The sequence below is a fragment of the Clostridium carboxidivorans P7 genome (genome assembly GCF_001038625.1).
GTDB lineage: Bacteria > Bacillota > Clostridia > Clostridiales > Clostridiaceae > Clostridium_AM > Clostridium_AM carboxidivorans.
The window spans coordinates 863,366-889,163 of the sequence record NZ_CP011803.1 but is presented as its reverse complement, the minus strand read 5'-3'; the positions used below and the strand labels follow the sequence as shown (position 1 = coordinate 889,163).

Annotated in this window: 22 protein-coding genes; 9 read left to right on the top strand and 13 right to left on the bottom strand. The window is 29.9% G+C overall.

Features of this window, described 5'->3' with window-relative positions:
• Position 1: 1 nt before the first annotated feature.
• Positions 2 to 772 carry a DeoR/GlpR family DNA-binding transcription regulator gene (locus Ccar_RS03835; RefSeq protein ID WP_048029897.1) on the bottom strand — a complete coding sequence of 257 codons (771 nt, stop codon included), beginning with the start codon at positions 770 to 772 and terminating at the stop codon, positions 2 to 4.
• A 407-nt stretch (positions 773 to 1,179) separates the two neighbouring features.
• On the opposite strand from Ccar_RS03835, the gene Ccar_RS26965 reads away from it, so the two are divergent.
• Positions 1,180 to 1,344, top strand: coding sequence for a hypothetical protein (locus tag Ccar_RS26965; RefSeq protein ID WP_007060447.1), 165 nt, complete (start codon positions 1,180 to 1,182; stop codon positions 1,342 to 1,344).
• A 765-nt stretch (positions 1,345 to 2,109) separates the two neighbouring features.
• On the opposite strand, the gene Ccar_RS03830 is transcribed toward Ccar_RS26965, so the two are convergent.
• Together Ccar_RS03830 and Ccar_RS03825 are read right to left on the bottom strand one after the other, a co-directional pair.
• The gene (locus Ccar_RS03830; protein WP_035775519.1) at positions 2,110 to 3,402 is read right to left on the bottom strand and encodes an L-cysteine desulfidase family protein; all 1,293 of its coding nucleotides are present in this window, start codon (positions 3,400 to 3,402) and stop codon (positions 2,110 to 2,112) included.
• A gap of 142 nt (positions 3,403 to 3,544) precedes the next feature.
• Positions 3,545 to 3,925 carry a hypothetical protein gene (locus Ccar_RS03825; RefSeq protein WP_007063975.1) on the bottom strand — a complete coding sequence of 127 codons (381 nt, stop codon included), beginning with the start codon at positions 3,923 to 3,925 and terminating at the stop codon, positions 3,545 to 3,547.
• Between the two features lie 641 nt (positions 3,926 to 4,566).
• On the opposite strand from Ccar_RS03825, the gene helD reads away from it, so the two are divergent.
• Positions 4,567 to 6,813 (top strand): RNA polymerase recycling motor HelD, encoded by a 2,247-nt coding sequence (helD, locus tag Ccar_RS03820; RefSeq protein ID WP_007063976.1) that lies wholly within the window; start codon positions 4,567 to 4,569, stop codon positions 6,811 to 6,813.
• A gap of 74 nt (positions 6,814 to 6,887) precedes the next feature.
• Here helD and Ccar_RS03815 read toward each other — a convergent pair whose 3' ends face one another.
• On the bottom strand, positions 6,888 to 7,616 hold the full coding sequence (locus Ccar_RS03815) for a DUF429 domain-containing protein (RefSeq protein ID WP_007063977.1): 729 nt from the start codon (positions 7,614 to 7,616) through the stop codon (positions 6,888 to 6,890).
• A gap of 450 nt (positions 7,617 to 8,066) precedes the next feature.
• Positions 8,067 to 8,702, bottom strand: coding sequence for a hypothetical protein (locus Ccar_RS03810; protein ID WP_007063978.1), 636 nt, complete (start codon positions 8,700 to 8,702; stop codon positions 8,067 to 8,069).
• 262 nt (positions 8,703 to 8,964) lie between these two features.
• Here Ccar_RS03810 and Ccar_RS03805 point away from each other — a divergent pair, with 262 nt between their 5' ends.
• Together Ccar_RS03805 and Ccar_RS03800 are read left to right on the top strand one after the other, a co-directional pair.
• Positions 8,965 to 9,600, top strand: a complete 636-nt coding sequence (locus Ccar_RS03805) for a TetR/AcrR family transcriptional regulator (protein ID WP_007063979.1) — start codon at positions 8,965 to 8,967, stop codon at positions 9,598 to 9,600.
• Positions 9,601 to 9,730: 130 nt separating this feature from the next.
• Entirely contained in the window at positions 9,731 to 10,747 is a 1,017-nt protein-coding gene (locus tag Ccar_RS03800) for a fumarylacetoacetate hydrolase family protein (protein ID WP_007063980.1), read from the top strand.
• A 176-nt stretch (positions 10,748 to 10,923) separates the two neighbouring features.
• Here the strand turns inward: Ccar_RS03800 and Ccar_RS03795 are convergent, their stop codons facing one another.
• Positions 10,924 to 11,958 (bottom strand): Rpn family recombination-promoting nuclease/putative transposase, encoded by a 1,035-nt coding sequence (locus Ccar_RS03795; protein ID WP_007062815.1) that lies wholly within the window; start codon positions 11,956 to 11,958, stop codon positions 10,924 to 10,926.
• A 381-nt stretch (positions 11,959 to 12,339) separates the two neighbouring features.
• Here Ccar_RS03795 and Ccar_RS03790 point away from each other — a divergent pair, with 381 nt between their 5' ends.
• The 3 genes from Ccar_RS03790 to Ccar_RS03780 all read left to right on the top strand — a co-directional run bounded on the left by Ccar_RS03790 (position 12,340) and on the right by Ccar_RS03780 (position 15,206).
• Positions 12,340 to 13,017 (top strand): hypothetical protein, encoded by a 678-nt coding sequence (locus Ccar_RS03790; protein ID WP_007062816.1) that lies wholly within the window; start codon positions 12,340 to 12,342, stop codon positions 13,015 to 13,017.
• A gap of 228 nt (positions 13,018 to 13,245) precedes the next feature.
• Positions 13,246 to 14,478 (top strand): sensor histidine kinase, encoded by a 1,233-nt coding sequence (locus tag Ccar_RS03785; RefSeq protein WP_157132485.1) that lies wholly within the window; start codon positions 13,246 to 13,248, stop codon positions 14,476 to 14,478.
• The gene (locus Ccar_RS03780; RefSeq protein ID WP_007062818.1) at positions 14,475 to 15,206 is read left to right on the top strand and encodes a LytR/AlgR family response regulator transcription factor; all 732 of its coding nucleotides are present in this window, start codon (positions 14,475 to 14,477) and stop codon (positions 15,204 to 15,206) included. The genes Ccar_RS03785 and Ccar_RS03780 overlap by 4 nt, the downstream gene beginning before the upstream one ends.
• Positions 15,207 to 15,565: 359 nt before the next feature.
• Here the strand turns inward: Ccar_RS03780 and Ccar_RS03775 are convergent, their stop codons facing one another.
• From Ccar_RS03775 to Ccar_RS03765, 3 genes are all read right to left on the bottom strand, one after another.
• Positions 15,566 to 17,923, bottom strand: coding sequence for a PEP/pyruvate-binding domain-containing protein (locus tag Ccar_RS03775; protein WP_007062819.1), 2,358 nt, complete (start codon positions 17,921 to 17,923; stop codon positions 15,566 to 15,568).
• Positions 17,924 to 17,937: 14 nt separating this feature from the next.
• On the bottom strand, positions 17,938 to 18,561 hold the full coding sequence (locus tag Ccar_RS03770) for a TetR/AcrR family transcriptional regulator (protein WP_007062820.1): 624 nt from the start codon (positions 18,559 to 18,561) through the stop codon (positions 17,938 to 17,940).
• A gap of 259 nt (positions 18,562 to 18,820) precedes the next feature.
• The gene (locus Ccar_RS03765) at positions 18,821 to 20,053 is read right to left on the bottom strand and encodes an MFS transporter (RefSeq protein ID WP_007062821.1); all 1,233 of its coding nucleotides are present in this window, start codon (positions 20,051 to 20,053) and stop codon (positions 18,821 to 18,823) included.
• A gap of 372 nt (positions 20,054 to 20,425) precedes the next feature.
• Here Ccar_RS03765 and Ccar_RS03760 point away from each other — a divergent pair, with 372 nt between their 5' ends.
• Positions 20,426 to 22,015 carry a cell wall-binding repeat-containing protein gene (locus Ccar_RS03760; protein WP_007062822.1) on the top strand — a complete coding sequence of 530 codons (1,590 nt, stop codon included), beginning with the start codon at positions 20,426 to 20,428 and terminating at the stop codon, positions 22,013 to 22,015.
• A gap of 101 nt (positions 22,016 to 22,116) precedes the next feature.
• On the opposite strand, the gene Ccar_RS03755 is transcribed toward Ccar_RS03760, so the two are convergent.
• From Ccar_RS03755 to Ccar_RS26025, 3 genes are all read right to left on the bottom strand, one after another.
• On the bottom strand, positions 22,117 to 22,827 hold the full coding sequence (locus tag Ccar_RS03755) for a hypothetical protein (protein ID WP_007062823.1): 711 nt from the start codon (positions 22,825 to 22,827) through the stop codon (positions 22,117 to 22,119).
• 58 nt (positions 22,828 to 22,885) lie between these two features.
• Positions 22,886 to 23,008 carry a hypothetical protein gene (locus Ccar_RS26230; protein WP_242655118.1) on the bottom strand — a complete coding sequence of 41 codons (123 nt, stop codon included), beginning with the start codon at positions 23,006 to 23,008 and terminating at the stop codon, positions 22,886 to 22,888.
• Between the two features lie 62 nt (positions 23,009 to 23,070).
• The gene (locus tag Ccar_RS26025; RefSeq protein ID WP_007062824.1) at positions 23,071 to 23,790 is read right to left on the bottom strand and encodes an Ig-like domain-containing domain; all 720 of its coding nucleotides are present in this window, start codon (positions 23,788 to 23,790) and stop codon (positions 23,071 to 23,073) included.
• A 280-nt stretch (positions 23,791 to 24,070) separates the two neighbouring features.
• Here Ccar_RS26025 and Ccar_RS03745 point away from each other — a divergent pair, with 280 nt between their 5' ends.
• Positions 24,071 to 24,613: an MORN repeat-containing protein gene (locus Ccar_RS03745; protein WP_007062825.1), complete on the top strand. Its 543-nt coding sequence runs from the start codon at positions 24,071 to 24,073 to the stop codon at positions 24,611 to 24,613.
• 207 nt (positions 24,614 to 24,820) lie between these two features.
• On the opposite strand, the gene Ccar_RS03740 is transcribed toward Ccar_RS03745, so the two are convergent.
• Positions 24,821 to 25,726 (bottom strand): EamA family transporter, encoded by a 906-nt coding sequence (locus Ccar_RS03740; RefSeq protein WP_007062826.1) that lies wholly within the window; start codon positions 25,724 to 25,726, stop codon positions 24,821 to 24,823.
• Positions 25,727 to 25,798 lie beyond the last annotated feature (72 nt).

Here is a 25,798-nt window from a genome sequence, read left to right as displayed (position 1 = left end):
TTTATTCCTCCTGTTCAGTACAAATTATTTCAACACCAGCATCCTCAAAATTTTTTAAAGTTTCTTTGTTTAAATTTCCACTTGTTATAATAGAAGATACAGCTCTTATTGGACTTATAACGGAAAAGCATACTTTATTAAATTTAGAGCTATCAGCTAAAACAATAACTTTATTTGATACATTCATCATAACTTTTTTAGTTTGAGCTTCTATAAAATTAGGGGTTGTGACACCTTCTTCTATTGATATACCATTAGTTCCAATAAAAGCTTTATCAACTCTAAAATTTTTTAATACATTTTCGGTTATAGAACCAACCATAGCTCTTGTAGTAAATCTCATACTTCCACCAGTAACAATAAGATCTATATTTTCATTATTTGCTAGAACAGCTGATATATCTATGGAATTTGTTATAACTGTAACTCTATGTGCAGTTATGTGCTTTGCTACTTCTAAAGTTGTGGTTCCTGAATCCAGTAAAATTGTATCTCCATCTTTTATCATGGAAGCTGCAATTTTTCCTATAATAACTTTTTCATCATGACCTTCTATTTCTTTTTCTTTAAAAGAAGGTTCAAAACTAGTACTTTGTATGCTAACTGCTCCTCCATGAGTTCTGGTTAAGAGACCTTTTTCATCCATCTCTTGTAAATCTCTTCTTATAGTAGATTCAGAAACATTGAATATTTCTGTCAATTCAATTACTTTTAAACTACTTTGTTCCTTTAATAATTCTGATATTTTTTTTTGACGTTCCTCTGCAAACATATAATCATCACTTTCATTCAATTATTTTTAATATACATTCCAAAATCAATCATTTTGTAAACGTTTTTGATTGATTTATTTAATTGTAACCGATTCAATTCATAATGTCAACAAAATTTTGAATGTTTTTAATTGATTATGAACGATACTGACTACAGACGATTGTATTTGGTCATTTTCAAAGAAACCGTGCTCATAAGAGAGCAAATACTTGATAGAATATGGATGATTGAGTTTGATAATGCAATAACTATTGTAGATTATCCTTGTTACGTTCATGGAATCTGGTACCCCATAAAAAACAGAACGACTTTTGTGGCGAAAATTAAAGCTTTGTACGTGCAAAAGTTGAGTTGTGGTATAATTAATCGACAAACAAATAGTTAAGCTTTAGGAGGGATGCAATTTTGAATATAAAATCATGGAAATTATGGTTATTTTCAAGTATTTGTTTTTTATTTGCAGGAACAATGGAATTGATTGATAAAAAATATTCTACAGGAATTATTTTTATGCTTTTAGGAGTGTCTTACATTTTTTTAAGTATGAATCATTATAAAAAGAATAAATAATAGTAATTTATTTTAAGTTAATATAAGCACATTGCGACACAACTTTTTAGGTGGAGTCCGCATTGAAGATATAGTGTATAAAAGCCAGCCGTTCATTAAGGAGCTCTAATGCCTAAAATTCAAAAAATCTCTACCCGCTCAAATGTCCCGTCCTGGGACTTTCGCGGCTTGAATCGTCCTGATTCAAATTACGAGATTTTTTAAATTTTAGACATAAGAGCCCCTAAATTCACTCAAAAGCTTTTATACACTATATCTTAAAAGCTCCCTCCACCTAAAAAGTTGTGTAGTAACTGCTGTAATTCTAATATAAAAAATTGCTTATCCTGTAAAAACAGTGCTTTTGTTGATTATTAACTGCATTTGAAACATTTATGCATTTTCATATTAGATTTTTCAACAATCCAAAGGTATTGATAAATATAATTTTGAATTTCTAAAGTAACTTATGACAATTTAATTATATATATGTACGCTTGAAGTTATTAGTTTGAATTTTAACTTTTATATAGTGATATATGGTAAGTGTTTCATCACATTAGCTAAATTGTTTTAGTATTATTCTTAGCTCAAAATTTTTGAAAACCTTAGAACTTTAGTCCTGTTTGAGGGAACCGAGTTTGACAAAGTTCTTAGGTTTTCAAAAATTTCGAGCTTTAGAATAATTAAAACATTTAGCCGTGATGAGACACTTACCATATATCACGGAATAAAAGTTAAAATCCAAACTTCCACTGCACTCTTGTATCACTTAAGTCCAATTGGTTAATAACCTTTCCTTTTGTTTTCAAAAATCTCTACAATGGTTTTTTCGGTGCCAATCATTCCTGGAGATGCAATACAGCCCATATTCTTCATGGTTTCTTCAGGAGTTTTACCATTAATGCCGTGTACATTATCAATATATATACCATTCATTGCAAAATCTACAGCTTTATAGGCAGCATCTACAGCAACAATTCCTTTCATGGTGCAGCCTTGATTTCCTCCATCGCATATCATACCAGTAATACTGCTGGCTATATTATTCAGCACATGGGACATCATATCTACAGTTCCGCCTCGTAAATATACTAATGCGCATGCCATTCCAGAACCTGCCGCTATTGCGCAACCGCAAAAAGCTGAAAGCTTTCCAGAATACTCTTTGATATACATGCAAACTAAATAGCTGAGCGCAGTAGCACGAAGCAGCTGTTCTTCAGTATAACCATTTACTTTATAAGCTGCATACAAAGGCATGGTAGCTATAATTCCATGGGCACCAGAACCTGTAATACTCATTGCTGGCTTATCCAAACCAATTACACGAGCTTCAATTGCCGCATTACACAGCAAAGATGCAGTAGCCTGTTCATTTTTAGAAATTTCCTTTCCTTCATTGTTTTTCAAAAGATGTCTGGCAAATGTTGTTCTAGGGTTTTTTAACCCTTCATTATATAATTCCAGATTAACCTTATAAGCTTCTTTTATAAAACTTATTTCTTTAATATCAACAGTTGTAATATAATCATATAATTGCTGAAGAGTATATTTATGTATATCAAATACTCCATTTAGCAGCTCATCGGCGTCATTGCCTTTTTGACATTTTTGTTCCATTTCTACTTTCCCATTTACAGTAATCTTTGTGATATTGGTATGTGAATCCTCTATGGTAACAACAGCTGTATCACTTTCAGTAATAACTTCAGCTTCTATAAATATTTTGCTTGTAATTCCCCTAAGTTCAACTGTGACAACGCCAGCCTTTACCAGTTTATCAGCTTCTATGTTATCCTCCCTTGTTACATTTTCTAATGCTTCAAGACCTTTATCAGCATTCCCTGCCACATAACCCAGCGCTGCAGCAAAGACATTACCAACCTCGCTGCTGTTTGGTATACCGCAGGTAAACGCATTCTTATACATACCACTGTTCATTGCTACATTTATTTTTACCACATTTCCTTTTGTATAGCTTCTTGCTTTTGCTACTGCAAAGGCAATTGCACCTGGTTCTGTTACTCCCAATGCAGGCTTCATATCATTTTTAATTAATTGTGTTAATTCATGCATAGACAATCCCCCCAAATTTATATTACTATTTAAATTATATACCATTAATATTGTTGTTTTACAACAAAACACTTTGTTAACCCGCCGAAAAGCCTTAAATAAAGTTGTTTTAAAATAAAAATGTGATGAACTTCACCACATTTTACTGAACTTTTTCACTTTCTATTCTCTTCATCAATTCTAAAATTTTATTTTCATCTAATTTTGTGTACTTCTTAATTCTTTCCATAGGCTCTCCTTCTTTTATCATTTCTGATGCTATTTCTATCTTTCCTTTTTCTATTCCCCTTTCCTCAACTTTTGGATCATAAAAGCTCTTCACCATATATTTAACCTCCTCATCGAAATCCGTATATTTTCCGTACATGCTTAAAAAATATGAATTTATATTTTCTATTGCAGATGTCATTTCATCATAATCTTCCAGTGCTATCTTATTATTATTATACGATAAATCTATAGCTTTTAAAGTATCTTTTATAACTATTTTCAACTCATTATATACATGTATCATTATCGGCATAATACAACTTCGCTCCATAAGATATGTTGTCTTTATAGGCTGAATTAAGAAAATCTATTATTGGTTTAGTGTTTTTTAGAGTAAATAATCTTTTTAAAATTTTCATGTCCAAAAGCGACTAGCAACAAATATAAAATTACGAATATCTACTTCCGTTTTAGGATAGGGCTGTCACACTAGGTATATTATGAATAAACCTTTATTTATGCAATTTAATTAATATTTGCCGGCCTTTAACAACAAAAAATTGTTCCAGTTTTTGTAGAGTGTCTGATGTTCTACAAAAACCGAAACAATTTTTGTTAATAATAATCTCTATACTAGTTTATGAAGCATGTTTAAAGGGTGAATAAAAGAACTGCCTAATAAATTACATTGTACCTATTGTATTGGAAATAGAGAATGTATGACTAGAAGCTCACATTATAACGAGCAAGATTTTTTAATAATTAAAGTTAACGAAAAAAGGTGCATAATTATTGACACACCAAAACAAAAATGATAATATAGATTTACTAGCGTTATATTTCATGTATAATATATTTTCTCAATTATATTATACTATTTTCTTAAAGCAATGTCAATGTTTTTTTATGGTAACCTTACTTAATTATTTGTTATTAATGAAAGGATGGGGTTAATTGAACAACTTTGAATGGAACCTGGAAAATGAATGGCTGCAAGAAGTGCTCAAAGAAGCTCAAAAACAATTTAACGAAGAACATGATTTTAAAGAAAAATTTAGAAAGGATTCTATTGAAACACAAAGGCAACTTTGGCAGGATGTAGGCTCTTTGTCCATAACTAATGGGTTGGATCAAGTTGTAGACTTTATGGAGTTCATCACAACTATGAAAATACAGAAAAAAAGACATGAATTTGTCAGAAAGCTTGAAGAAAAATATAAAAAAATACTTTTATCTCCCTACTTTGGGAGGATGGATTTTCTCGAAAAAGGAGATGAGAAAACTCAAAAGTGTTATATTGGAATCTTCAATCTTATCAATGACAATTTTGATTTTCTAGTATATGATTGGAGAGCACCCATTTCTAGCATGTACTATGATTATGAAATTGGAAAAGCTAATTATACATGCCCTGAAGGAAAAATTCATGGTGAAATTACTTTAAAAAGACAGTACAAAATTAATAATGGCAAAATTGAGTATATGTTTGATAGCAATTTAAATATTGATGATGAAATACTTCAAGGTATGTTGAGCAAAAGTACTGATAGTAAAATGAAGAATATAGTGACAACTATTCAAAGAGAACAAAATAAAGTAATTCGTAATGAGGATTATAAAAATTTGATTGTTCAGGGGCCTGCTGGAAGTGGAAAAACTTCCATTGCTCTTCATAGAATTGCATACATCTTATATAAGCATAGAGATAAAATAGCATCAAAAAATATAATAATATTTTCTCCAAATAAAATTTTTAATGAGTACATTTCCAATGTATTACCTCAGCTTGGAGAAGACAATATGTGTCAAACTACATTTAAAGAATATATGCAAAAGGTCTTAGAATCTACTTTTAAAAAGGAAGATTACAGTGAAATGATGGAAAATATTCTTGCAGCTAAGAATGAACCAATGTATCAAAAAAGAATAATGAGTATAAAATATAAATCTTCCATACAATTTATAGATATATTAAAAAAATATGTAGACTATACTGAAAAAGAAGATAGAAATTTTAAAGATATTATTGTGAGAGACAAGTTAATAATCTCCTCTGAGGATTTGCAGGAGCTGTTTTTTAAAGATTATATACAGCTTCCACTAAAAAGAAGACTCCAAAAGATAAGAGAAAGAATATTATTTCTTATGGAACCTTATGAAAAAGATTGGGTTGAAGAAGTAACCAGTGAACTTAAGGAGTCAGATTCTTATATAGATAAAACAGAGGCTAGAAATCGTAGTATAGCTATTGTAAAAAATGAAATGAAGGATATATATTCTGAAATCAATAAAATAACAGAGTTTGATTTAATGGATATTTATAAAAAGCTTTTTATGAAATTGGAATGTTTTTCTGCAAATTTTAATACTGGATACAGCAAAAAGGAAATTGACGAAATAAAAAGCTATACTTTGGGGAATTTGAGGTCTGAAAAGCTTAATTATGAGGATCAACCTCCTCTTCTATATCTCAAAGGAGCACTAGAAGGAATTCCCAAAACCTCAGAAATAAAATATGTTATTATTGATGAAGCACAAGATTATACGCCATTGCAGTATGAAATCTTCTATCAGCTTTTTAAGCATGCTAATATAACCATACTGGGTGACCTTAATCAATCCATCAATCCATTTATGAATGTAGGAGATTATAGCAACATCTCTCATATATTTCCTAAAGATAATACCTGCATAATAAATTTAAGCAAAAGTTACAGATCAACCATGGAAATTACTAAGTTCTCCAGAAAGCTGCTTGCCAAGGAGATTACTGATGGATGTGTAGAAAGAAGTGGAGCTGAACCTTTAATCCTTGGTTTTTCAGGTGAAAAAGCCATAAAAGAAAAATTTATCGAAGATATAAAAGCGTATAAAGAGAAGGGTTATAAATCCATTGGTATTATAACAAGGACTGTAAAAGAAGCAAATGAAGTATATAATTTTTTAAAAGAAAGGGTTCATGTTAAAGCCATATTGAAGGATGATGATGAATATGTAAGTGATACCTTGGTAATCCCAGCATATCTTGCTAAAGGATTAGAATTTGATGTAGTTCTTATATATAATGCAGGAGATGAAAATTATTGCTGCGAGGAGGAAAGGCTTCTGCTATATACCGCTTGTACCAGAGCTCTTCATATTTTGCGCATATATTATTCAGGCAACTGTACTCCATTATTGAAAGAAAATTACCAAATTTAATTCTGTAAAATATAATTGTTTAAGTAGGAATACACCTATGATTCCTACTTAAGCAAACCACTATAAAAAATCATTCATATCTTTCCATAAGTCATTTGCATTTTTATTCCTCTTCTATCTTTCATAGGTTCTTTAGGTATTGTCTCAAATTTATTTTCTAGACCTATAGCTCCAGAAACAGCCAACACTAATGCATCTATCACATCATCTATTTTCTTTCTTGCTGGCACGTCTTTTAAGTATTTATCTATTACCAAATCACTTTCACTATAATATCTCTTTAGTATTTCTAATCTTCTTTGCTGCCCTTCTGGTTTTGTTTTATTTTCCAAAACTGCATGTCCATCATTTAATTTACAAAAACATATTTCTGGATGTCCTTCTAATAATTTATTTTTCCATTTTGGTACCTTATTTAAAAATTCATCTACTTCCCTTATCTTTTTACATATTGCATAAGATAATGGACTTAAACTCACTTTAAGATTTGTTTTATTTTCTTCAATTGCTTTTGTATAATTTTCTGCATAAACTGCTTGTCTACATGGAACATTAAATATACTTGACGCCTTTCCTTTTAAATATCTTCTCGCTTCAACTTCTGGACGTATATCATCAATATTTTCTGGAAGACCAATAGGAATATCTATAATTATACTATCTGCATTTTCATATTTCTCGCATATTTCTTCTATGCTATTAAACTTATTAACTTCAAAACTTTTCTCCGTTAAAGCTACTGCCACCCACTTACCTTTGCACACATCAATCCCAACACACATATAGTTCTTACTTTTTATCATTTCTAAATCCCCCACAAATAAATTTCTTTTAAAATTATTCTACATTATCATGAATAAACCTTTATTTATGGAATTTAATTAGTAGTTACCTGAGCTTTATATAAAGACTAGTTAGAATCAAATAAAATTTATATGGATAAAATTAGATGAAATCATAGAAAGCAGAATTTTGGAAATGTGAAAATTTTTCATTGTAGAAACGCGTGAAAAGGGAAATAATTACAGATTGAAATAAGAGCAGGCAAATTAAGCTATCACAAAAAGATGCTTGGTGTTACTAGCACTAAGCATTTCTTATTTATATAATATCAAACTTTTTTAAAAAATAAATTAGTTTTGCAAATTTTATACTCCTGAGATACCTAGGAAAGATTGCCTGAACTTACTATTAGAAACATATTCACCATTAACTCCAGGTAAAGTTTTTAAAATTGCTCTTTTGCTAATATATTATTTATTTGATACTTCTCCGTAATGCTTTATATCAGATGCTGAAGTTTTTACATATCTTAAAACAGTTTGATGTTTTTTATTATCATATTCTTCAACATAATGATAGTAAACTATCTTACTTACTAAATGAGGTGAAGTGCTAAAACTTAAAAAAGTACTAAAATCACTGCTGGTTATAGACTTCTTAGTTTTAGGATCTTTATAGGTAAAAGAATGAAATACGCCATTATGAGTATGAAGGTTTTTAGCATCCTTTTCCTTTCCATAATAACAAAATACATGTTTATTGTCTCTTATACCAATATCAATGAAAGCATATGCATGAGAATGATTGATATTATGGGTATGAAAATACTTTTCACTATAAAAATAGAATTTATCAAATTTAAAAGGACTTCCCTTACTTGCATCTGAGCAGTGTTTTACTATATAACCATTACTATCACAACCTATTATTCTTCCATTGTGTATCTTTACAGCACCCTGTTGCTGGTACATTACGCCTACACCTTTTCCATTATCTGATGATTTGCATGAGCTATTATATGCTCCTGCTCCTATTAAAATGTTTTCTGTTTCCAAAGGAGTATCTTCTGCTTTATCAATTCTAATATCATCTTTATGATGTGACATAACTTTTTCCTCCTATTCGTTGTTTTTTAGCTTTTTGCAGAATTCTACAAAAGGCTAAAATTTGTTCCCTATTAATAAATAATATTTACATACTATTTAATTTGTTACAAAACTCATAAAAATTATATAAGAAAAATCCTTCCTTTATTCTATTAAAAAACATTCTACTTAAACATGTTAAAATTATTATTGACTCTTTATTTTCACAGTGGTATTATTTAGTTGTTGAACATGTTAAAGAAAGATTATTTTTGAGGTGACTATGATGGAAGACACTAGAAGCAAAATACTTCAGAGTGCAAAAGAGCTTTTTATACTGCAGGGCTACAAAAAGACCACAATTCGTCAAATTGTTGAAAGATCTGGTGTGTTAATTGGCAGTATATATTACCTATACAAAAATAAAGAAGAAATCTTCAAAAGTCTTATTCTTGAAACCTTTAAGAAGAGTGATGAGGTCATTTGCAATTATTTTGGAGAAAATTTAGACCCGGTTCTCCGATATGGACTATCCTGTGCTATTGAACTTACAGCAGTAGAAGAAGACGAATGCATCTGTGAAATCTATTATGAAGCTTACAGTTTAAAAAGTATTTTTGATGGACTTGTAGATGCTGCTGCTAAAAGGTCACAACTTCTTTTTAAAAATTATAATCCTGATTTTGAGTTTGAGGATTATTACATAAGAACCTTGGCAATCAAAGGTGCTATGCGCAGTTTTATTGCTAATCAGTATTTAACTAGGCAAATTTCTCTTGAAAAAAGAATTGATATGATTTTAGATTTTAGCCTGCAAACTTATAATGTGCCAAAAACTGAAATCTATCAAGTAAAAGAACATATATTGCAATTAAAAAATGAAATAAAAGATTTTGCATTGTTAATAGCAGAAAACTAATATTAATAGATAATAATAACCCGATATGGCTATCATTTCGGGTATTAAATTAGCTTCATTTGAACATGTTCAAGCAATATTAACTTCTATAAATTTTTTAAATAAAATTAGTATATAGGGAGAGATTAAATTGAAAATCAAGAAATTACAAATAAATTCCAAGGAAAATGAAGTTTCACTTGCTATTTTATACAAAGGCCAATGGATTGTACTATCTAAGCTCCTGGAACAATTTGAGGCAGATAACAGCAAAGAATATTCAAAAATAAAGTCTGTTTCTAAAGATCTTATTTTATTTTTACAGACACTTCCTGAAAATAAAGAACATTTAAATTTCCTTTTACAAAAAGCTGATTCGAAAGTTGTCCGTGAAACTGAGAATATGAAAGAAATTATGCCTTTTCGTCCCCTACTTTACCGTGATTTTATGCTGTGTGAAAGACATGTAATTAACAGCGGTAGGCTTTTTACAAAATATACTATGCCTAAGGTATACCCCATAGTAAGAGCCTACGAAGCTATATTCAGACATCCATTTCCAGCTTTTAAGCCTAAAAAGGCGTGGTATGATAATCCTGTATATTATAAGGGAAATACTCTATCATTTATTGGAGATGGTGAAGTAGTAAGCTATCCACATTATGCAACACTTAAAGACTATGAATTAGAGCTTGGTATGATCATTACCAAGGATCTTCTTAATGCAACAGAAGAAGAAGGTCTTGCTGCTGTAGGTGCTTTCTGTGTATTTAATGACTTCAGCGCTCGAAATGTTCAGCTTGATGAGATGAGAAAAACAGGCTTTGGACCATGTAAAGCAAAGGATTTTGCTAGTTCCATATCTAATGTAGTTGTAACAGCAGATGAAATATTACCAGTACTCAATACTTTAAAAACGCAAGTATTTATTAATGAAGAATTAGCTGCTGAAGGACAACTAAATGAATTTTATCATTCCATTGGAAAAGCTATTGCTTATGCTTCTAAAGGTGAGCAGATTTATGCAGGAGAGTTTATGGCATCTGGAACAATTCCTAATTGTTGTGGAATGGAAAATGGTCATTTACTTAATTTGGGTGATGTTATAAGATTAGAAATAGATAATATTGGTACACTAACAAATCAAGTTAGTACTGAATTAATATAATAATTAAAAATGTGGTCAAATTAACCACATTTTTAATTATTTTTATATACAATATAAAAAACAGGAATGATGTAAATAAAATCAGTTATAAATATTCCTCAACTTCCAAAGTTTACACCCCTGAAGCATTTGGCAAAGCTTGCCTGAGCTTGGTAAAATATCAGCATCGATTAGTGTTATATGCTTTTAATAACTTCTTGTAAACTTTCTATATCTAAAATATTTTCAATAATGGAACTTAACTTATCACTATCTAATTTTTCTATTTTTTTCTTAAGTACATCATCTAAAGCTCCGAACTTTTTCGTAAGCAACTTTAAGACTATTTCCACATCTTTTTGTCTAGCTTTTTCTATTCCTTTTTCTATTCCTTCTTCGATTCCTTTTTCCATTCCTTCTTCTCTAGTTTTTGCAAAAGTTTCCTTTATCGTTTTTGAAATATTAGAAGTCATACGATTAACCTCCTCTTTTTTTGCTATCAAAATATCTTCTATCTTTTCTCCTAAGTTACCTTTCAGTTCATCACTTAAAGTTACTCTTAACCAATGTCTTAACATCATTTTTTGTTCTTCTGTTAAGTTGTTGAAATCTATAGCTATATCTTTTACTCTACTTATAAACTCTTCAATATCAACCTTTTGATCTAATAAAAATACTGCTGATACTAAGTTTTTCAATTCCATCAGTTCTTCTTTTTCATACTTATTTATATCTATAAGTATATATTCAAAATCAATTATGTTATTTCCAAATAACTCACTTTTATTTATAATATTTTTAAATTTTTTCTCTACAGTCCACTTATACTCTCCATTATATAAAACCAAAGGTACTATTGCTGGTAATCTAAACTCTTTACTTTTTACTTCTGCTTGTTTTGTATTTTTTAAAACTTCTCTCCATATTTCTGACATATACAAAAATAGTCTTATAGGCATACTATAATCAACATAGGACTGAAATTCTAACAATATATAGAATATAACTTCTCTACCATCTATTGTTGCTTTATATACTATATCTGATTCTAACTCTTCATAATCTGAAAGTATATATGACTTGTTTACTAGTTCAATATTATCCTTTTTTATTTCTTTTATCCATGAACTTTTAACAAAGTTTTGTATCATATCTACTAATAGCTCTTTATTTGAAAATAAGTCCTTATAGCTCTTATCATGTATGTGATGCATTTCTTTCTTTATTCGCATTTTTTTATTCACCTATCATTTTTATAATGTAATAACCATTACTTATATTATAGCCCAAATTCTCAAAGGCTGCACTAGGTTTCTCTTTTATTATGTACTTTTATACACTTTATAAATGACTCCTAAGAATTCTTGCAAAAGTTTACTTGAGCTTGATAGTAAATTATTCAAGTCTTTCAATGCACTTATGTTGATAATTTTATTTTTACTTAATTCAAGCTCATATAATTATATAATAAAATTACCAATTTGAATAAATTTAACATTTCACTACAAATAATTCATATTTCATTACTTTTTTAATGAAATATAGGTTGTTTCTATTTAGAATAAAGTTATAAAGTTTATTGAATATGTATTCTAAATATGGAGGATTACAAAATGGAGATTAATAAGGAAATATCAATTTTACAAATTCTAAAAGAGTCACTTAGAAGTCTCAAAAACAAAGAAATTTTAATTGCAACTATGACCTTTGTATTAGTAGGAACAGCTATATATACACTTTACGACCCCTATAATAATTTTACGATCAAAAAACTTATTTTTTATGTTCTTGGTGAGTTTATACTTTGTATTGGAGAGATGATAATAATTAAAATAGTGGAGAAAAAATATAAAAAAGAAGAAGTTGATGTAAAAAATATTATTCAAGAATTAATGCCAAGAAGTTTTAGTGCTTTAGCTCTATATTTAATAGTGAATACTATAACTATTTTGGGAACGCTAGCATTAGTTATACCAGGAATATTGTTCTGTGTATATTCAGCATTTTATCTTCAAGTCTTTACTCTTGAAAATAATGGAATAGAAGATTCTATAAAAAATAGTATAAGTCTTAGCAAGGGTTTTAGAAATTTTATTTTTGGTATGGTTATAATTTCTATAACCATGACTTTAATTAATGATCAAGCATTATTAAGGCTATTAAAACATTTATTTAATTCATCCATATCATCAGGAGTGAATATAATTATAGCATCTGTTATTGATTCATTTACCACAATAGGTTTTACTAGCCTATATTTCAAGATTAAAAAAATTAAAACCATAGAATAAGTATCTAATAATACTAAAATTACAGCTAATTATATCTATTATATATAAATTAACTGTAATTTTATGTATAATAAGTTTGGCTATTATTTATCTGGAGTTGATGCTTTTATGATTTATATATTGAATATATGCACTTGCCTTATAAGTATATATTTTGTTTACTTCCTGGGATTATTCAAATTTCAAGTTAAAAAATGTTTAATCATAAGCATAAGTGTTCTTAGTATTATGATGTTATTTTTAATATTTGAGGATAAATTAAATTATATTAGCTGTATTTTAGATACAAGGTTCATTTTAAGTATAGGTTTAATTGCAGCTTTTTCTACAGCGTATCATAAGGAAAAAATTAAATATCTAGAAAAAGCACTATTTTCAGTATTTATACTATTTATAGTTAATAGCTTTGCAGTAAATTTAGTTAAAATAATTTTTATCAGTGTTTTTAATTACGATAAGCTAATTTATAATATCTATTTTATGCCTATATCAACCCTTGTAAGTTATCTATACACAGTAGTTATGATATTCTTAATAAAAAAATATAGTAAACTGAATAATTATAATATCAAAGATATATTTAAAAATAGTTTTTTATACTATAGCATAATATCTTTATTTTCTTTTGCTTTAATCATTGACAGATTTACAGCATATACCATTTCAATTCTATCTTTTAACAAAATTATCTTTAATGCATTATTGATTTTAAACGAAGTGACTATTGTTATTTTCTTTGGAATAACTTTAGCATTCATATATTTAAGCAAAAGACATGAGGAAATATTATTTAGGCAATTAGAACTGGAAAAACTTACAGAATACACAAATAATATAGAAGTTTTAAATGAAGATATTAGAGCTTTTAAGCATGACTTTGTAAATATACTATCTTGTATAAGAGGATATTTAGATACAGATAATTTTGCTGGATTAAAAAATTTTTTTCTTAATAAAATATTACCGCTTAGTGATAATTTAAATAAGCACTCTTTAAGACTAAATTTACTTTCAAATATAAAAACCCCAGAGATAAAAGGACTTATTTCTTCAAAGGTTTTAAAAGCAAAGTCAGAAGGAATAGATATATTTATAGATGTCGCGGACCCTATTGAAGATATAGAGATGGATACTATTGATTTGTGCAGAATTTTAGGTATTCTACTAGATAATGCTATTGAAGCAGCAGTTTTATGTGATAATCCAGTTTTAAAGCTAGGGATTATTAAAAAACAAAGATCTATTAGCTTTATAGTGATTAATTCATTTGAAGGAGAAACGCCTAAAATACACGAAATATATGTAAGGGGATTTTCAACTAAAGGAACTGGGCGAGGAATAGGACTTGCTAATCTAAAAAGCATACTTGGCAATTACTACAATACTATTCTTGATACCAGTATAGAAGATAATTTATTTATCCAAAACATTGAAATTATAAATAGGAGAATAAGTTTATGATAAAAATATATATTTGTGAAGATATTGAAGAGCATCGAAATAGGATAAGAGGGATAGTTAAAGATATTATACTAGAAGAAGAATTAGATATGACAATTGAAATAGCATCTCCAAATCCTATGGAGGTATTAAACAAAGCAAAAGAAAATGATAAGGATGTTTCTTTGTACTTTTTAGATGTGGGCTTAAATTCTGATATTAACGGTATAACCCTAGCTAGTAAAATTCGAGAGTTTGACGAAAAAGGGTTCATAGTATTTGTAACTACTCATGGGGAAATGAGTTATTTGACTTTTACCTACAAGGTTGAGGCTATGGACTATATAATTAAAGATGATTATTCAAATATGGCTGAAAAAATTAAACAATGCATTTTAGAAACTAAAAAGAGATATTTAAAGAGTGATGAAGATGATGGTGAAATTTTCACTATAAGAAAAGAAGATAAAGTTATAAATATAAAATACAAAGATATTCTTTTCTTTGAAACCTCTGATACAATTCATAAGATAATATTACACGCAATTAATAGACAAGTTGAATTTTACGGTAAAATGAAAGATATAGAAGAAACTTTAGATGAACGTTTTGTAAGATTTCATAGAGCCTATTTAGTGAATAAGGATAACATTTCAGAAATAGATAAGAAAAATCGTATAATTCATATGGTAAATGGAGAGATATGTTACAGCTCAGCTAAGAACTTAGAGAATTTTTGTACTAAATAGCAAAGCATCTCTCATGGTCCATTAGCTTCTCCTAAAGATTATTAACAATTTGTTTTCTAATGATATCATATGTAAATAAATTAATTATATCATCAATTAAAAAGTCTAGTTATAGCAAATAAAGCACGCTTACAATAAACCTCATATAGACAATTTACCCATATGAGGTTTATTTGCAAACCTTTAGTGCTTTTATTTTTTTGTGATATTATGCATATTTTGATGTTTAGCATAGAGTAAATTCTTAATATATAGCTCAATGTTCATTATGAGCCTACAGATATAACAACGTTGATTCTATTTATAAAAGGCAGCCTTATCAAGTGTATTGAAAGCTTTCTTATATTCCCTAGTATCTGCTATTTCAATATCTCCACTACACCTTGTCCACCATCAACAATAACTCTGTCTCCTGTTTTTAATCTTAATGTAGCATTTCCACACCCTACTACAGCAGGAATTCCAAGTTCTCTAGCTACTATAGCTGCATGTGAAAGTGGAGCTCCTATATCAGTAATTATAGCTGCAGCTCTTGGGAAAAGTGGTGTCCATCCTACATTAGTTGTGGATGCTACTAAAATTTCACCAGCCTGAAATTTTTCCCCTTCTTCTGAAGTTTGAAGAATTCGAACAGTTCCTTCAATTCTACCTGCTGCCCCAGCAAATCCTTTTAAGGTTTCAGAATCAGCTGAAACAACAACAGGCATAGTAGAATCATAGTAATCAACTCTTCTATTTGGATCTTCTGCCCATTTAAATGGATCAAATCTTCCTCTTACAATTGATGGAAGTGGTGGAAGAGCTTTATATTTATTATAGTTTTCTTTCCTAACTGATATATTATCAATTTCTAAGTCTTTTCCAGAAAGCAAAGCTAAAACTTCATCAATATAAAGGAAAAATATATCCTCTCCTAATCCAGTAAGTTCCCCTGCCTTTACAGCAAAATAACGGTTAACTCTAAATGCTCTCGTCCATTCAGAGCGAACAGCTTCTCTAAGACGAGCAGCTTCAGCTACCTTTATTACTTTTTTTCTAATACGCTTAGCTTCTTTAGGAAAACGCTGATCTAATTTTCTAAAGGCCTCTTCATATTGCTCCTGCTGATTTTCAAGAAGTCCTGATACATCAGTATTTGACTTTTTAAATTCCTCTATCTGCTTTTCAAGCCATGCTTCCTTCTCCCCAGGATGAGGTATGGACAATTCAAACTCGTGTGGTCCTCGATGACCATATAGCCTTTTGTATTCCTCACGACTCATTTGCCCTTTAATAATCTTTGATATACCTATAACTGGTCCAAGACTTTCAAGGGTTGAGTCTCCTCTGAAGTTTGACATTAGTGTATTTGTAGCTTCAGTTCCTACTAACTTTGTAAGTTCATCCTTTAATTTATTAGCAAGAACCATTTTACGACCACCTGCAAGAACAACCCATAATGCCTTAAAATTTAGAGGTATAAGTTCATTTTCCCATAAGGACAGCAATTCTTCTTTATTGTTCACTTCTTCAATGCGTTTAGTAATCTTTCCGCACAATTCTGATGACTCCTTCAAGTGATGTGGTATTTCTTTAGAGGCCTTCATAATATTTTTTAAACGATGCTTTAATTTAGGTGCCATTGACATTATTAAATCTAATCTTGAAAATGGATATATAGGAATACTTGCCCCTTCAGGCATTTGTCCAAAAACCTCACTCATTATTTTTAAAAGTGGCTTTATATCCTTACCAAATGCAGGATATAGAGATAAAGCATAACTAAGGTTTGTGTAGGCTCTTCCACAAATATTACCAGAAAATAGATAGTATCCGGGAATTGTCATCTGCTCTTCATCCAGCAATCTTATTATAGACCAGCTAAGCGGAGTAAAAACATCTGACATTGCCTCTCCAACGTTTGTATTTGTCCATAAATAATCTCCATCTAGGGTATCATTCCATTCATAGGTATCCCTATTGCCTGTCTTTAAGGTTGTAATTGGCCTTGCCTGAAGTATATATAGTTTTCCTTCTCCTACAGCCCATTCAATATCCTGAGGACCTCCATATTTCTTTTCAAGCTTTGATGCATACTTATATAGTTCTAAAGCATATTTTTTGAATTCATCTGGGCCTTCATATTTTCCCTTAGGTCTTGTCAAAGAAAAAGCATATGCATTTGCTTCACCAGATACCAGCTGCTCTCCTAATCCATATACATAGTTACCACTCATACCAGCGTGACTACCTGTAATTGGATCAGCAGTAAACAATACTCCAGAAATTTCAGACTGAACCATAAGCTGAACCACCACAGCTATCTGATGAGCCTGCTCTATGCCATGTACATTGCTGTATGCTTTTACCCTATCCGAATACTTTGACTTAAAAACCTCATATATAGCTTCAAAAATCTTCTCATCACTTACAACATTAAGAACTGTTTCAAATTCTCCTGCAAAGGAGGCCTGTGCAGAATCCTCACTTAAAGCAGAAGATCTCACTGCAAAGGATGAATCTTTATGTTTCTCTCTTATTCTGTTCAAATGAACCTTTATTTCATTCCAAGCTTCATCATTCAGTTTTTCATTTTGAAAAGCCCACGGTAAAATTACAAAACCATCCGGTACTGAGTAACCATCCTGAAACATTTTTGATAGCATAGCACCCTTACCACCAGCCAACAGCTGAAATTCAGTAGATAATTCTTTAAACCCTTTCACCATATCTCCCATAATAGCTCCTCCTTTTACTTGTAAAAACAGTTTTTAAGCATGTTTAAATACTCATCTGCTTCCAAAAAGGCATTATCATAATTAATTGGATTTGATGAGGATAGCTTTTTCCTTGTCATCACTTCATCAGCAAAGCCTTGTAAAGTCCATACAACAATATTTATAACCTTTTTTATATCAATGCCATCTTTAAATTTAGACATATCAATACCCTTAAATAATACATCTACACCCTTATTCATTAATTCCTTGTTTTTGGCTTCCAACTCCTGCTTTATTTCATTTGAATCCTCTAAATATGAAGTTTCAATAAACCTGAATATTTCAGGATATTTTTTTAAAAGCTCCATTTTAATCAACTGAGTTTGACGCAACCTTATAAAAAAATCTGATTCGTTCAAGTTAATTTTTTTATAAAACTCATTCATATTCAACCCTACACAATAGTCATATAAATATAAAAACAGCTGCTTTTTATTTTTGAAATAATGAAATAGCAAGCCCTTTGATATCTCTGATTCTTTAACAATTTCATTTGTAGAGGCCTTTTCATAGCCCTTCTTTGCAAACTCCTTCATGGCTGCATTTAAAATGCGATTCTGCTTTTCTATATCTATACTTAGAAATTTTGAAAACATATCATTAACCTTCTCTCTTAGTAACTATTTATAGGAACAAAATGGTCTAACATCTCTCTTCTAAGTCTAACTTATGCAGATAATGTATACCCCCAATGTCTATTGACCATGCTGGTCAATATTATTATAAAACTATTGACCATATTGGTCAATAGGCTAAATATGTTTTACAATAAAATTAAAAGAGAGTGTCACAAAGATACTTTCTACAGTACTTTGTAACACTCTTACTTTTTTTATTCTATACTTAAGTTCACACCTATTCACCACCAGCAATCAATTTGTTTTCTTTATTAAATAACTTTGCAGTTAGAAGCATTCCTAAAAAGAACAGAGCACCAGAAAGCATATACATAATTACCAGAGAAAACTGAACCTTTAACCATCCTGCTAAACTCATGGTGATTACCATTGCTCCCATAAAAAGTGGGTTTAGAACACCATTAACCCTTCCTACAAATTCCTGCTCAGTAAATTGTAGAATAAGAGTATTGATTCCAATTTGAATACAAGGCATAAACAATCCATTTAAAAACTCAAATGCAAGAGTAATTATCCAATTTGTTGATATTCCAATCCCCATAATTGATATAGCATTGGCAAACATACCAAGGGCAAGGAGTTTTTGTGGACTAGTCTTCTTTGAAAAACTAAGCAGTATACCACCACCTATAAGCATTGCTGCACCATTTGTTGCAAGTATCCATTGTAAATTTTCCTTTGGCAAACCCAATTTTTCCACTACAATAAAAATTCCTAGAGGTTGAATAATGCCTACTGCGAGACCTGCTATAGCAAAAACTCCACCAAGTATAGTAAGTACTTTTCTTTCCCATACATATCTGAAACCGTCACTTAGTTCCTGCCAAAAATTTGTCTCCGCTTGTTTATTTTCTTCTTTATTGTCAGCAGGTAGAAATGTCAATACCGATGCTGATAGTAAAAATGCTACTGCCATTACTCCAATTGCAATATTAATACCAAATCTTTGATATACAAACGTCCCTAGCATTGGTCCTATAATCATGAAAATTGCCATCAATGTTTGAAACATTGCCATTCCCATCTGAAGCATTTCAACAGGCACATGAATTTTGAACAACTTCATAGCAGATGGTTGAGAAAATTGTGAAAGAATGGAAGAAATAAATGTTACAAAAAATACAGCTTGCCAAGTCCCAAAAATTATTGTAAGCAATACTAATAGCACCGAAATAGCACTTAATAAATCACACCAAACCATTGTACGCTTTGGAGGCCAGCGGTCTGCGTAGGTTCCTCCTATAAATGAAAAAATAAATATTGGAGCAAATTCCGCAACAGAAATCATTGAAACAGCAAAAGCATCATTGTTCGTTTTTTCCATTACAAACAATAGAATAGCAAAATTACGAACCCATATTCCTATTTGTAGCAAAATACCTGAAATCATAATAACTTGAACAAAACGATTTCTAAAAAAATTTACTGCCGCAGGCGATGACCTTTCCATCTAATCACTCCTTCAAATTTATTCATAATTAAAATCTTCTTTATTCCTAAATTTAGTTGTACAATTTTAAACTTTCTCCCTGACTATCAATCCACATATATTCACAAAAGAATAACCTGTAATTGTATTATGTATCTTAATTATTAATAAGTTCTTTCCTCCTATCTATTATTTTCATAGATATATTAATATTATCAATTACTATTGTCAATCAGCTTTTTATTTAAACCTATTCTAACAATATCTGTAAATTTATAGTATTATGATAACACTACTAGTTATGCTCATTAAAATTCCATTCATCTACTATAGAAATCCTAACACTTATTTAATAAAATTAAATTATAAAATTATAAAGGAGCTGTAAACAATTTGAAAAAAATATTAAGTTTAATTGTTGCCTCTAGCATTATAACAACTGCTTCTATTACTGCACATGCTGAAACTAGATATAATGTAAGTCGATTATACGGCGTAGACAGGTATAAAACTTCTGTAAATATATCTAATAACTTCAGTAATGGAAAAATACAAAACGTAATTATTGCAAGTGGAAAAGACTTTCCTGATGCTTTAACTGGAAGTATACTTTCTAAAAAATACACTGCACCCATATTGTTATTAAATAATACAGTAAATGAAAGTACAGATTCCATAAATTATGTTATTAATCATCTGGATAAAAGCGGTACTATATACATTTTAGGTGGCAGCGGCTCTATAAGTGAAGATTTTGTAAAGTACATGAAGAATCTTGGTTATAGTAACATTATAAGACTTGGTGGTATAAACAGAGCTGAAACAAATAAGGTTATTGTTCAAAGCATTGATATAGAAAAAAAGACTCCAATTGTTATAACTAACGGTTATGACGGCTTTGCTGATGCCCTCAGTATTTCAAGCATTGCAGCAGCAAAAGGGTACCCTATATTTATTACTGAAAAGAAAGCTCTACCTGTTGAAATAAAAAACACTATTTCAAACATTGATCCAAGTGAAGTATATATTGTTGGTGGAACTGGTGTTGTAGGATCTGAAATAGTAAGAGAGCTAAAGAATTTAGTTCCAACCTTAGATGATAGTAAAATAATCCGAGTAGCTGGTGATGATAGATATGAAACCTCACTTAACATTGCCAAATACTTTAAATTAAATACTGACACAGCCATAATTGCAAATGGTACAAATTTCCCTGATGCTCTTTCTGGCACTGCTTTAGCAGCTAAACTTAATGCCCCTATAATACTTACAGATGGACAAGACATAGAAAGTCAGAAAAGCTTTATAAATACTCAAAATTACTCAAATATAGTTTTACTTGGAGGACTAGGTTCTATAGATTTTCCTATTGAATACTCCTTTAAAGATCCTGAAAAAATAAGTCAGGCTGAAAAAGATTATATAAACATACTTTTAAAATCTTGTGATGACATGTTAAATAATACTTCATTAGTTTCTAAAAGTCTTTCAGATTTTAGTTACGTGCTTTCAGCTATTGAAGATGCTATGAACAAAAATGCCTCTGAGCCTGCTCCATCAGTTGAAGCTGTTCGCAATTTTTTTTCTGATGAATTTAGCAACAATTATAGTAACTTAGCTAATTTGGGTGGAGCTATAGGGGTAACGGAAGATATTTTGAATCTACAAAGCCCAGATGGATTGGAAAGCTTAAAGTCTGAGTATATAAAAGCTGTACAAATAGAGCATAGCAATATGCAAAAGATTGATAATGATTATTCTGACTGTGTATCATCAATTGATTCATTAATTAGGAATAGTAAATTTCCAAGTATCTATCCCAAAGGCTCTGCTGCTTATAAGAAACAAATAAAAGATAGAATGGAACTTATATCTAAGTCTATTTATAACCTAGCTGGCAGTTCCCAATATTTAGGTAGTGAAAGAGGTAAAATCCTACAATTGAAGCAGCGACTTGAGAAGGCCAAACAGTATATGCAGTAAGTTATTTTAATATAATTTAAAGATGGCATTCATATAGCTCATTTTTCTAAAATAAGTTATATGGATGCCATTCAAACATTTATTATAATATCCTCACTTAATTAAAAACTATATTCTACGGGATAATTAATTTTCTTAAGTTCCTCCATTGCTGCTTTGATATTTCTATCTGGATTTAATTTTTTTATCATTTCTTCTGTAATTGGCTGATGATCAAATATCTTTTCTACATCTTCAATGGATAATTCTTCTTTTGGTTCCCAATAATCTTTTGACCAATCTACATAGTCCTCTGCCGAAAATATTCTACTAAGCATATAATCAGAACCATCACTACATCCTTCTGGGATTTCCACTTTTCCCTTTTGCCACTGCTTATTATTGTTATCCTGCCAAATACAAAACGTAACATCATCTTGCTCAATTGCTTCATCATCAAGCAAGTTTAATAATACTTTGGGAACATCTTCATAAATGCCTTTCCATACCTCAAATTCTTCTTGAGCATAAGGGGATAACTCTGATTCATGGTCAAAACCTTTAATAATACATCCATCCTTAGAAAATACTATGTGCATTGTATCTCCGCCACCATTGTCAACTACAGCTAAAGAGCTTTTTTCATCCCAATTAGGCCTCCAAGTGTATACTCTTAACCATTCTTCTTCACTAAAAATGATATCAAAGGCAGACATAGAAATAAGCCTCTTTTTAAGTATATCTATGGTTGGTAAATTCTTCAAAGTACAGTATGTTTCATATTGTCCTTTCCCTTCTAATCCATATTGGGTCTTAATTATATTTTTAATCATTCTTCTAAATTCCTTTCTAAAATAGTACGTATTTTTGTATTCAGTTTATATGTTATTTTTAACCTAGAAAATTTGGTAAATCTTTAATCCACTCTTCAAAGCTATCATTATACTTCTCTACCCTCGAGTCCTCATGATAATAGTAATATACCTTAGAATTAGGACATTCCTTTACATTCAAACAAAAATAATCACCATTACCAATTCCATAGGCTTGCTAATAATGACAAAATACTGTATACATTATATTTCATAAGGTATATTATTTAGATCTTTAAACTCATCTATTAGTAAGTTATATACTTCTCCTACATGTTCCCTTAATGATGTTTCAAATATTAAGTTTCCTAATGTATATAATTTACCCTCTTTAATACCTACAATTCTTTGCATGCTTCTTGCCGAAAATACATATCCTTTTGCCGTGTAATCACTACCTTCCTCTACTACTGGCTTCAAAGGAACATAATAAATAAAATATCCCTCAACATTTCCTAAATATTTAATTTTCATATTTTCTAATTCATCATTTGTATAAAAATAAGAACGTGCTTTTTTTATAATTTTTTCATTCTCAGTATTTATGCTATACATATTGGAAACTGCAAAACTTTTAGTTGAAGATTTTTCTAAAGATTTGCCTCTAACTGATCTAATATTTTGATTTATATTTAAAGTATATGTTTCATTGGGAATATATGCTTTTTTTGGTATTACGGTAATTATTTTATTATCTGCACTTGCATTAAAGACAGTATTAATCACATTTCCTTTACTATCTGTTATATTTATATTACTATCTAATGTTTTGGTATCAATTGGAAAATTAAATTTTATAGACCATGTTTTATCAGTTGTAACATTATTCTGAGTTCTCAAATCTTTAGCATGTGTACAATTTGGTAATAACAAACTGCAAATTAAAGTTAAATATAACGCTATTATTTTATATTTTAAGTTCAAGGTAATATCCTCCTTATAAAATAAAAATTTACAATTTAATTATATATCTTTGTTATACTTTTATCTATAAGTGCAGCTGCAAACCAGAAAATTATCTTACAATTCTTTTATTATGGATTATGCAAAAAAATATTAAAGAATTTAATAAATAATATAGACTATAGGCTTTTATATGATATAATCAACTTAGGTCTTTAAACGATAATGATTTTCATTTTCTTTCTATCAAAACTTACTTTAAGAAAAAATAATTATATATTATATACAAGGAGAGTTACAAATGAAAAAACTTCAAATATCTGAATCAGCTTTAGATAGCATAAAACTAAATATTAAACAAGACACTAGTGTGCATGTCCATGGTGGGCATTATGCAGGTGAACGTAAAGATGGCAAAATGCATGGTAAAGGCATCTATTTCTATAATGATGGCAGTAAGTATACAGGCGACTGGGAAAATGATGAAATGAATGGTCAAGGTACTTTTACCTGGGCTTGTGGTGAAAAATACATAGGCCAATGGAAAAATGATATGCAGCATGGTTATGGTATTTACACTTGGCCAGATGGTGACAAGTACGAAGGCCAATGGGAAATGGGTGAAAAAAGCGGATTTGGTATATTCACATGGTCAGATGGTGAAACTTATATAGGCCATTGGAAAAGTGATATGCGCCATGGCAAAGGTACTCATAACTGGTCAGATGGTGATAAGTATATAGGTGACTGGAAGGATGACGTAAGAAATGGCAGCGGTATATATCTCCACTCAAATTCTGAGGTTTCTATAGGAAATTTTGAAAACAATAGATTTTTTAAATAGCTCTGAGAAATACCATTCCATTTTTTCAAATATACTAATATGTAGTCTATCCTTTACTTTTAGCCGTACACTCAAATTATATAGGAGTGTACGGTTATTTAGCATTCAAGCATTTACCTATTAATGAATATACACTATTTTATTTGATATCAATTTCTACTTTATTTTTAACTTTTAATACTTGTTCAGTTAAATCAATTCATTGCATTAAGCAATTTTTTTCAGATTAACATCATCTACCTTATCTTTCTTTATCTTTATATTACTACCTATAATTCCTACTAATATAAGTGACACTCCCATCCATTGAATCCAGTTCACATGTTCAGATAAAAACAGTAAGGACATAGTAACAGCTACTGGAAGTTCAGAAGCAGATAGTATAGTGCCAAGCCCTGGTCCAATGTGTGGCATTCCAATTGAAAATAAGAGTGGTGGAAGAACCACTCCAAATATACCAAGAATTAATCCATATGGAGTCAATCTCTTTAAGGTAGATAAATTCAATAAAAATGTTGGTGGGAACAATGCAAAAACAACTATTAAAGCACCAATGGAAAAAAGAGCACTTTTTAACACTGGAGAAGTATCTTTCTCAACTGAACTACTGAGAAAAATAGAAGTTGTATACGTTAAAGCAGCAAGTAATCCCCAGATTGTCCCTTTCAAAGAAATAACATCACTCTGTTGTGTAATAATGTTTGCAGCCAAAACTGAACCAACTATTAGAATGAATATAGAAATAAGCTTTTCTTTTGTAGGCTTTTTCTTATTGAATATCCAGTCAAAAAGTGTACCAATCCAGACAAATTGAAATAAAAAGATTATTGCTAATGAGGCATTAAGTGTCTTCAGTGATTGATAATAAAATAAACCTGTTAAACCAAATGGAATTCCAGATAATATTAGTTTAAAAATTTGATTGAAATTTAACTTTTCCTTTTTTGTGAACATAACCACCATACAAATAAGTACTGTTCCAAAAAAATATTCACCTCCTGTTACTTCTGGTGATGAAAAGCCTGCTGAATAAGCAAGTTTAACAAATGTTGATAATACTCCATAACAGCATCCGCCTAAAAAAACAGCTAATGCATAATACCAATTTTTCAAAAATCTTACCCCTTTCTTTTAACATAAAAAAGCCACACAATTATCACGTTAATAATTGTGTGGCGAAAATAG

Excerpts from the sequence above, each read along its gene's own strand:
- Ccar_RS03795 (WP_007062815.1), bottom strand. The coding sequence starts at position 11,958 with ATGCGAATAAAGAAAGAAATGCATCACATACATGATAAGAGCTATAAG.
- Ccar_RS03765 (WP_007062821.1), bottom strand. The coding sequence starts at position 20,053 with ATGGAAAGGTCATCGCCTGCGGCAGTAAATTTTTTTAGAAATCGTTTT.
- Ccar_RS03745 (WP_007062825.1), top strand. The coding sequence starts at position 24,071 with ATGAAAAAACTTCAAATATCTGAATCAGCTTTAGATAGCATAAAACTA.
- Ccar_RS03810 (WP_007063978.1), bottom strand. The coding sequence starts at position 8,702 with ATGTCACATCATAAAGATGATATTAGAATTGATAAAGCAGAAGATACT.
- Ccar_RS03785 (WP_157132485.1), top strand. The coding sequence starts at position 13,246 with ATGATGTTATTTTTAATATTTGAGGATAAATTAAATTATATTAGCTGT.
- Ccar_RS03830 (WP_035775519.1), bottom strand. The coding sequence starts at position 3,402 with ATGCATGAATTAACACAATTAATTAAAAATGATATGAAGCCTGCATTG.
- Ccar_RS03780 (WP_007062818.1), top strand. The coding sequence starts at position 14,475 with ATGATAAAAATATATATTTGTGAAGATATTGAAGAGCATCGAAATAGG.
- Ccar_RS03755 (WP_007062823.1), bottom strand. The coding sequence starts at position 22,827 with ATGATTAAAAATATAATTAAGACCCAATATGGATTAGAAGGGAAAGGA.
- Ccar_RS03835 (WP_048029897.1), bottom strand. The coding sequence starts at position 772 with ATGTTTGCAGAGGAACGTCAAAAAAAAATATCAGAATTATTAAAGGAA.
- Ccar_RS03790 (WP_007062816.1), top strand. The coding sequence starts at position 12,340 with ATGGAGATTAATAAGGAAATATCAATTTTACAAATTCTAAAAGAGTCA.
- Ccar_RS03770 (WP_007062820.1), bottom strand. The coding sequence starts at position 18,561 with ATGTTTTCAAAATTTCTAAGTATAGATATAGAAAAGCAGAATCGCATT.
- Ccar_RS03775 (WP_007062819.1), bottom strand. The coding sequence starts at position 17,923 with ATGGGAGATATGGTGAAAGGGTTTAAAGAATTATCTACTGAATTTCAG.
- Ccar_RS03825 (WP_007063975.1), bottom strand. The coding sequence starts at position 3,925 with ATGCCGATAATGATACATGTATATAATGAGTTGAAAATAGTTATAAAA.
- Ccar_RS03805 (WP_007063979.1), top strand. The coding sequence starts at position 8,965 with ATGATGGAAGACACTAGAAGCAAAATACTTCAGAGTGCAAAAGAGCTT.
- Ccar_RS03815 (WP_007063977.1), bottom strand. The coding sequence starts at position 7,616 with ATGATAAAAAGTAAGAACTATATGTGTGTTGGGATTGATGTGTGCAAA.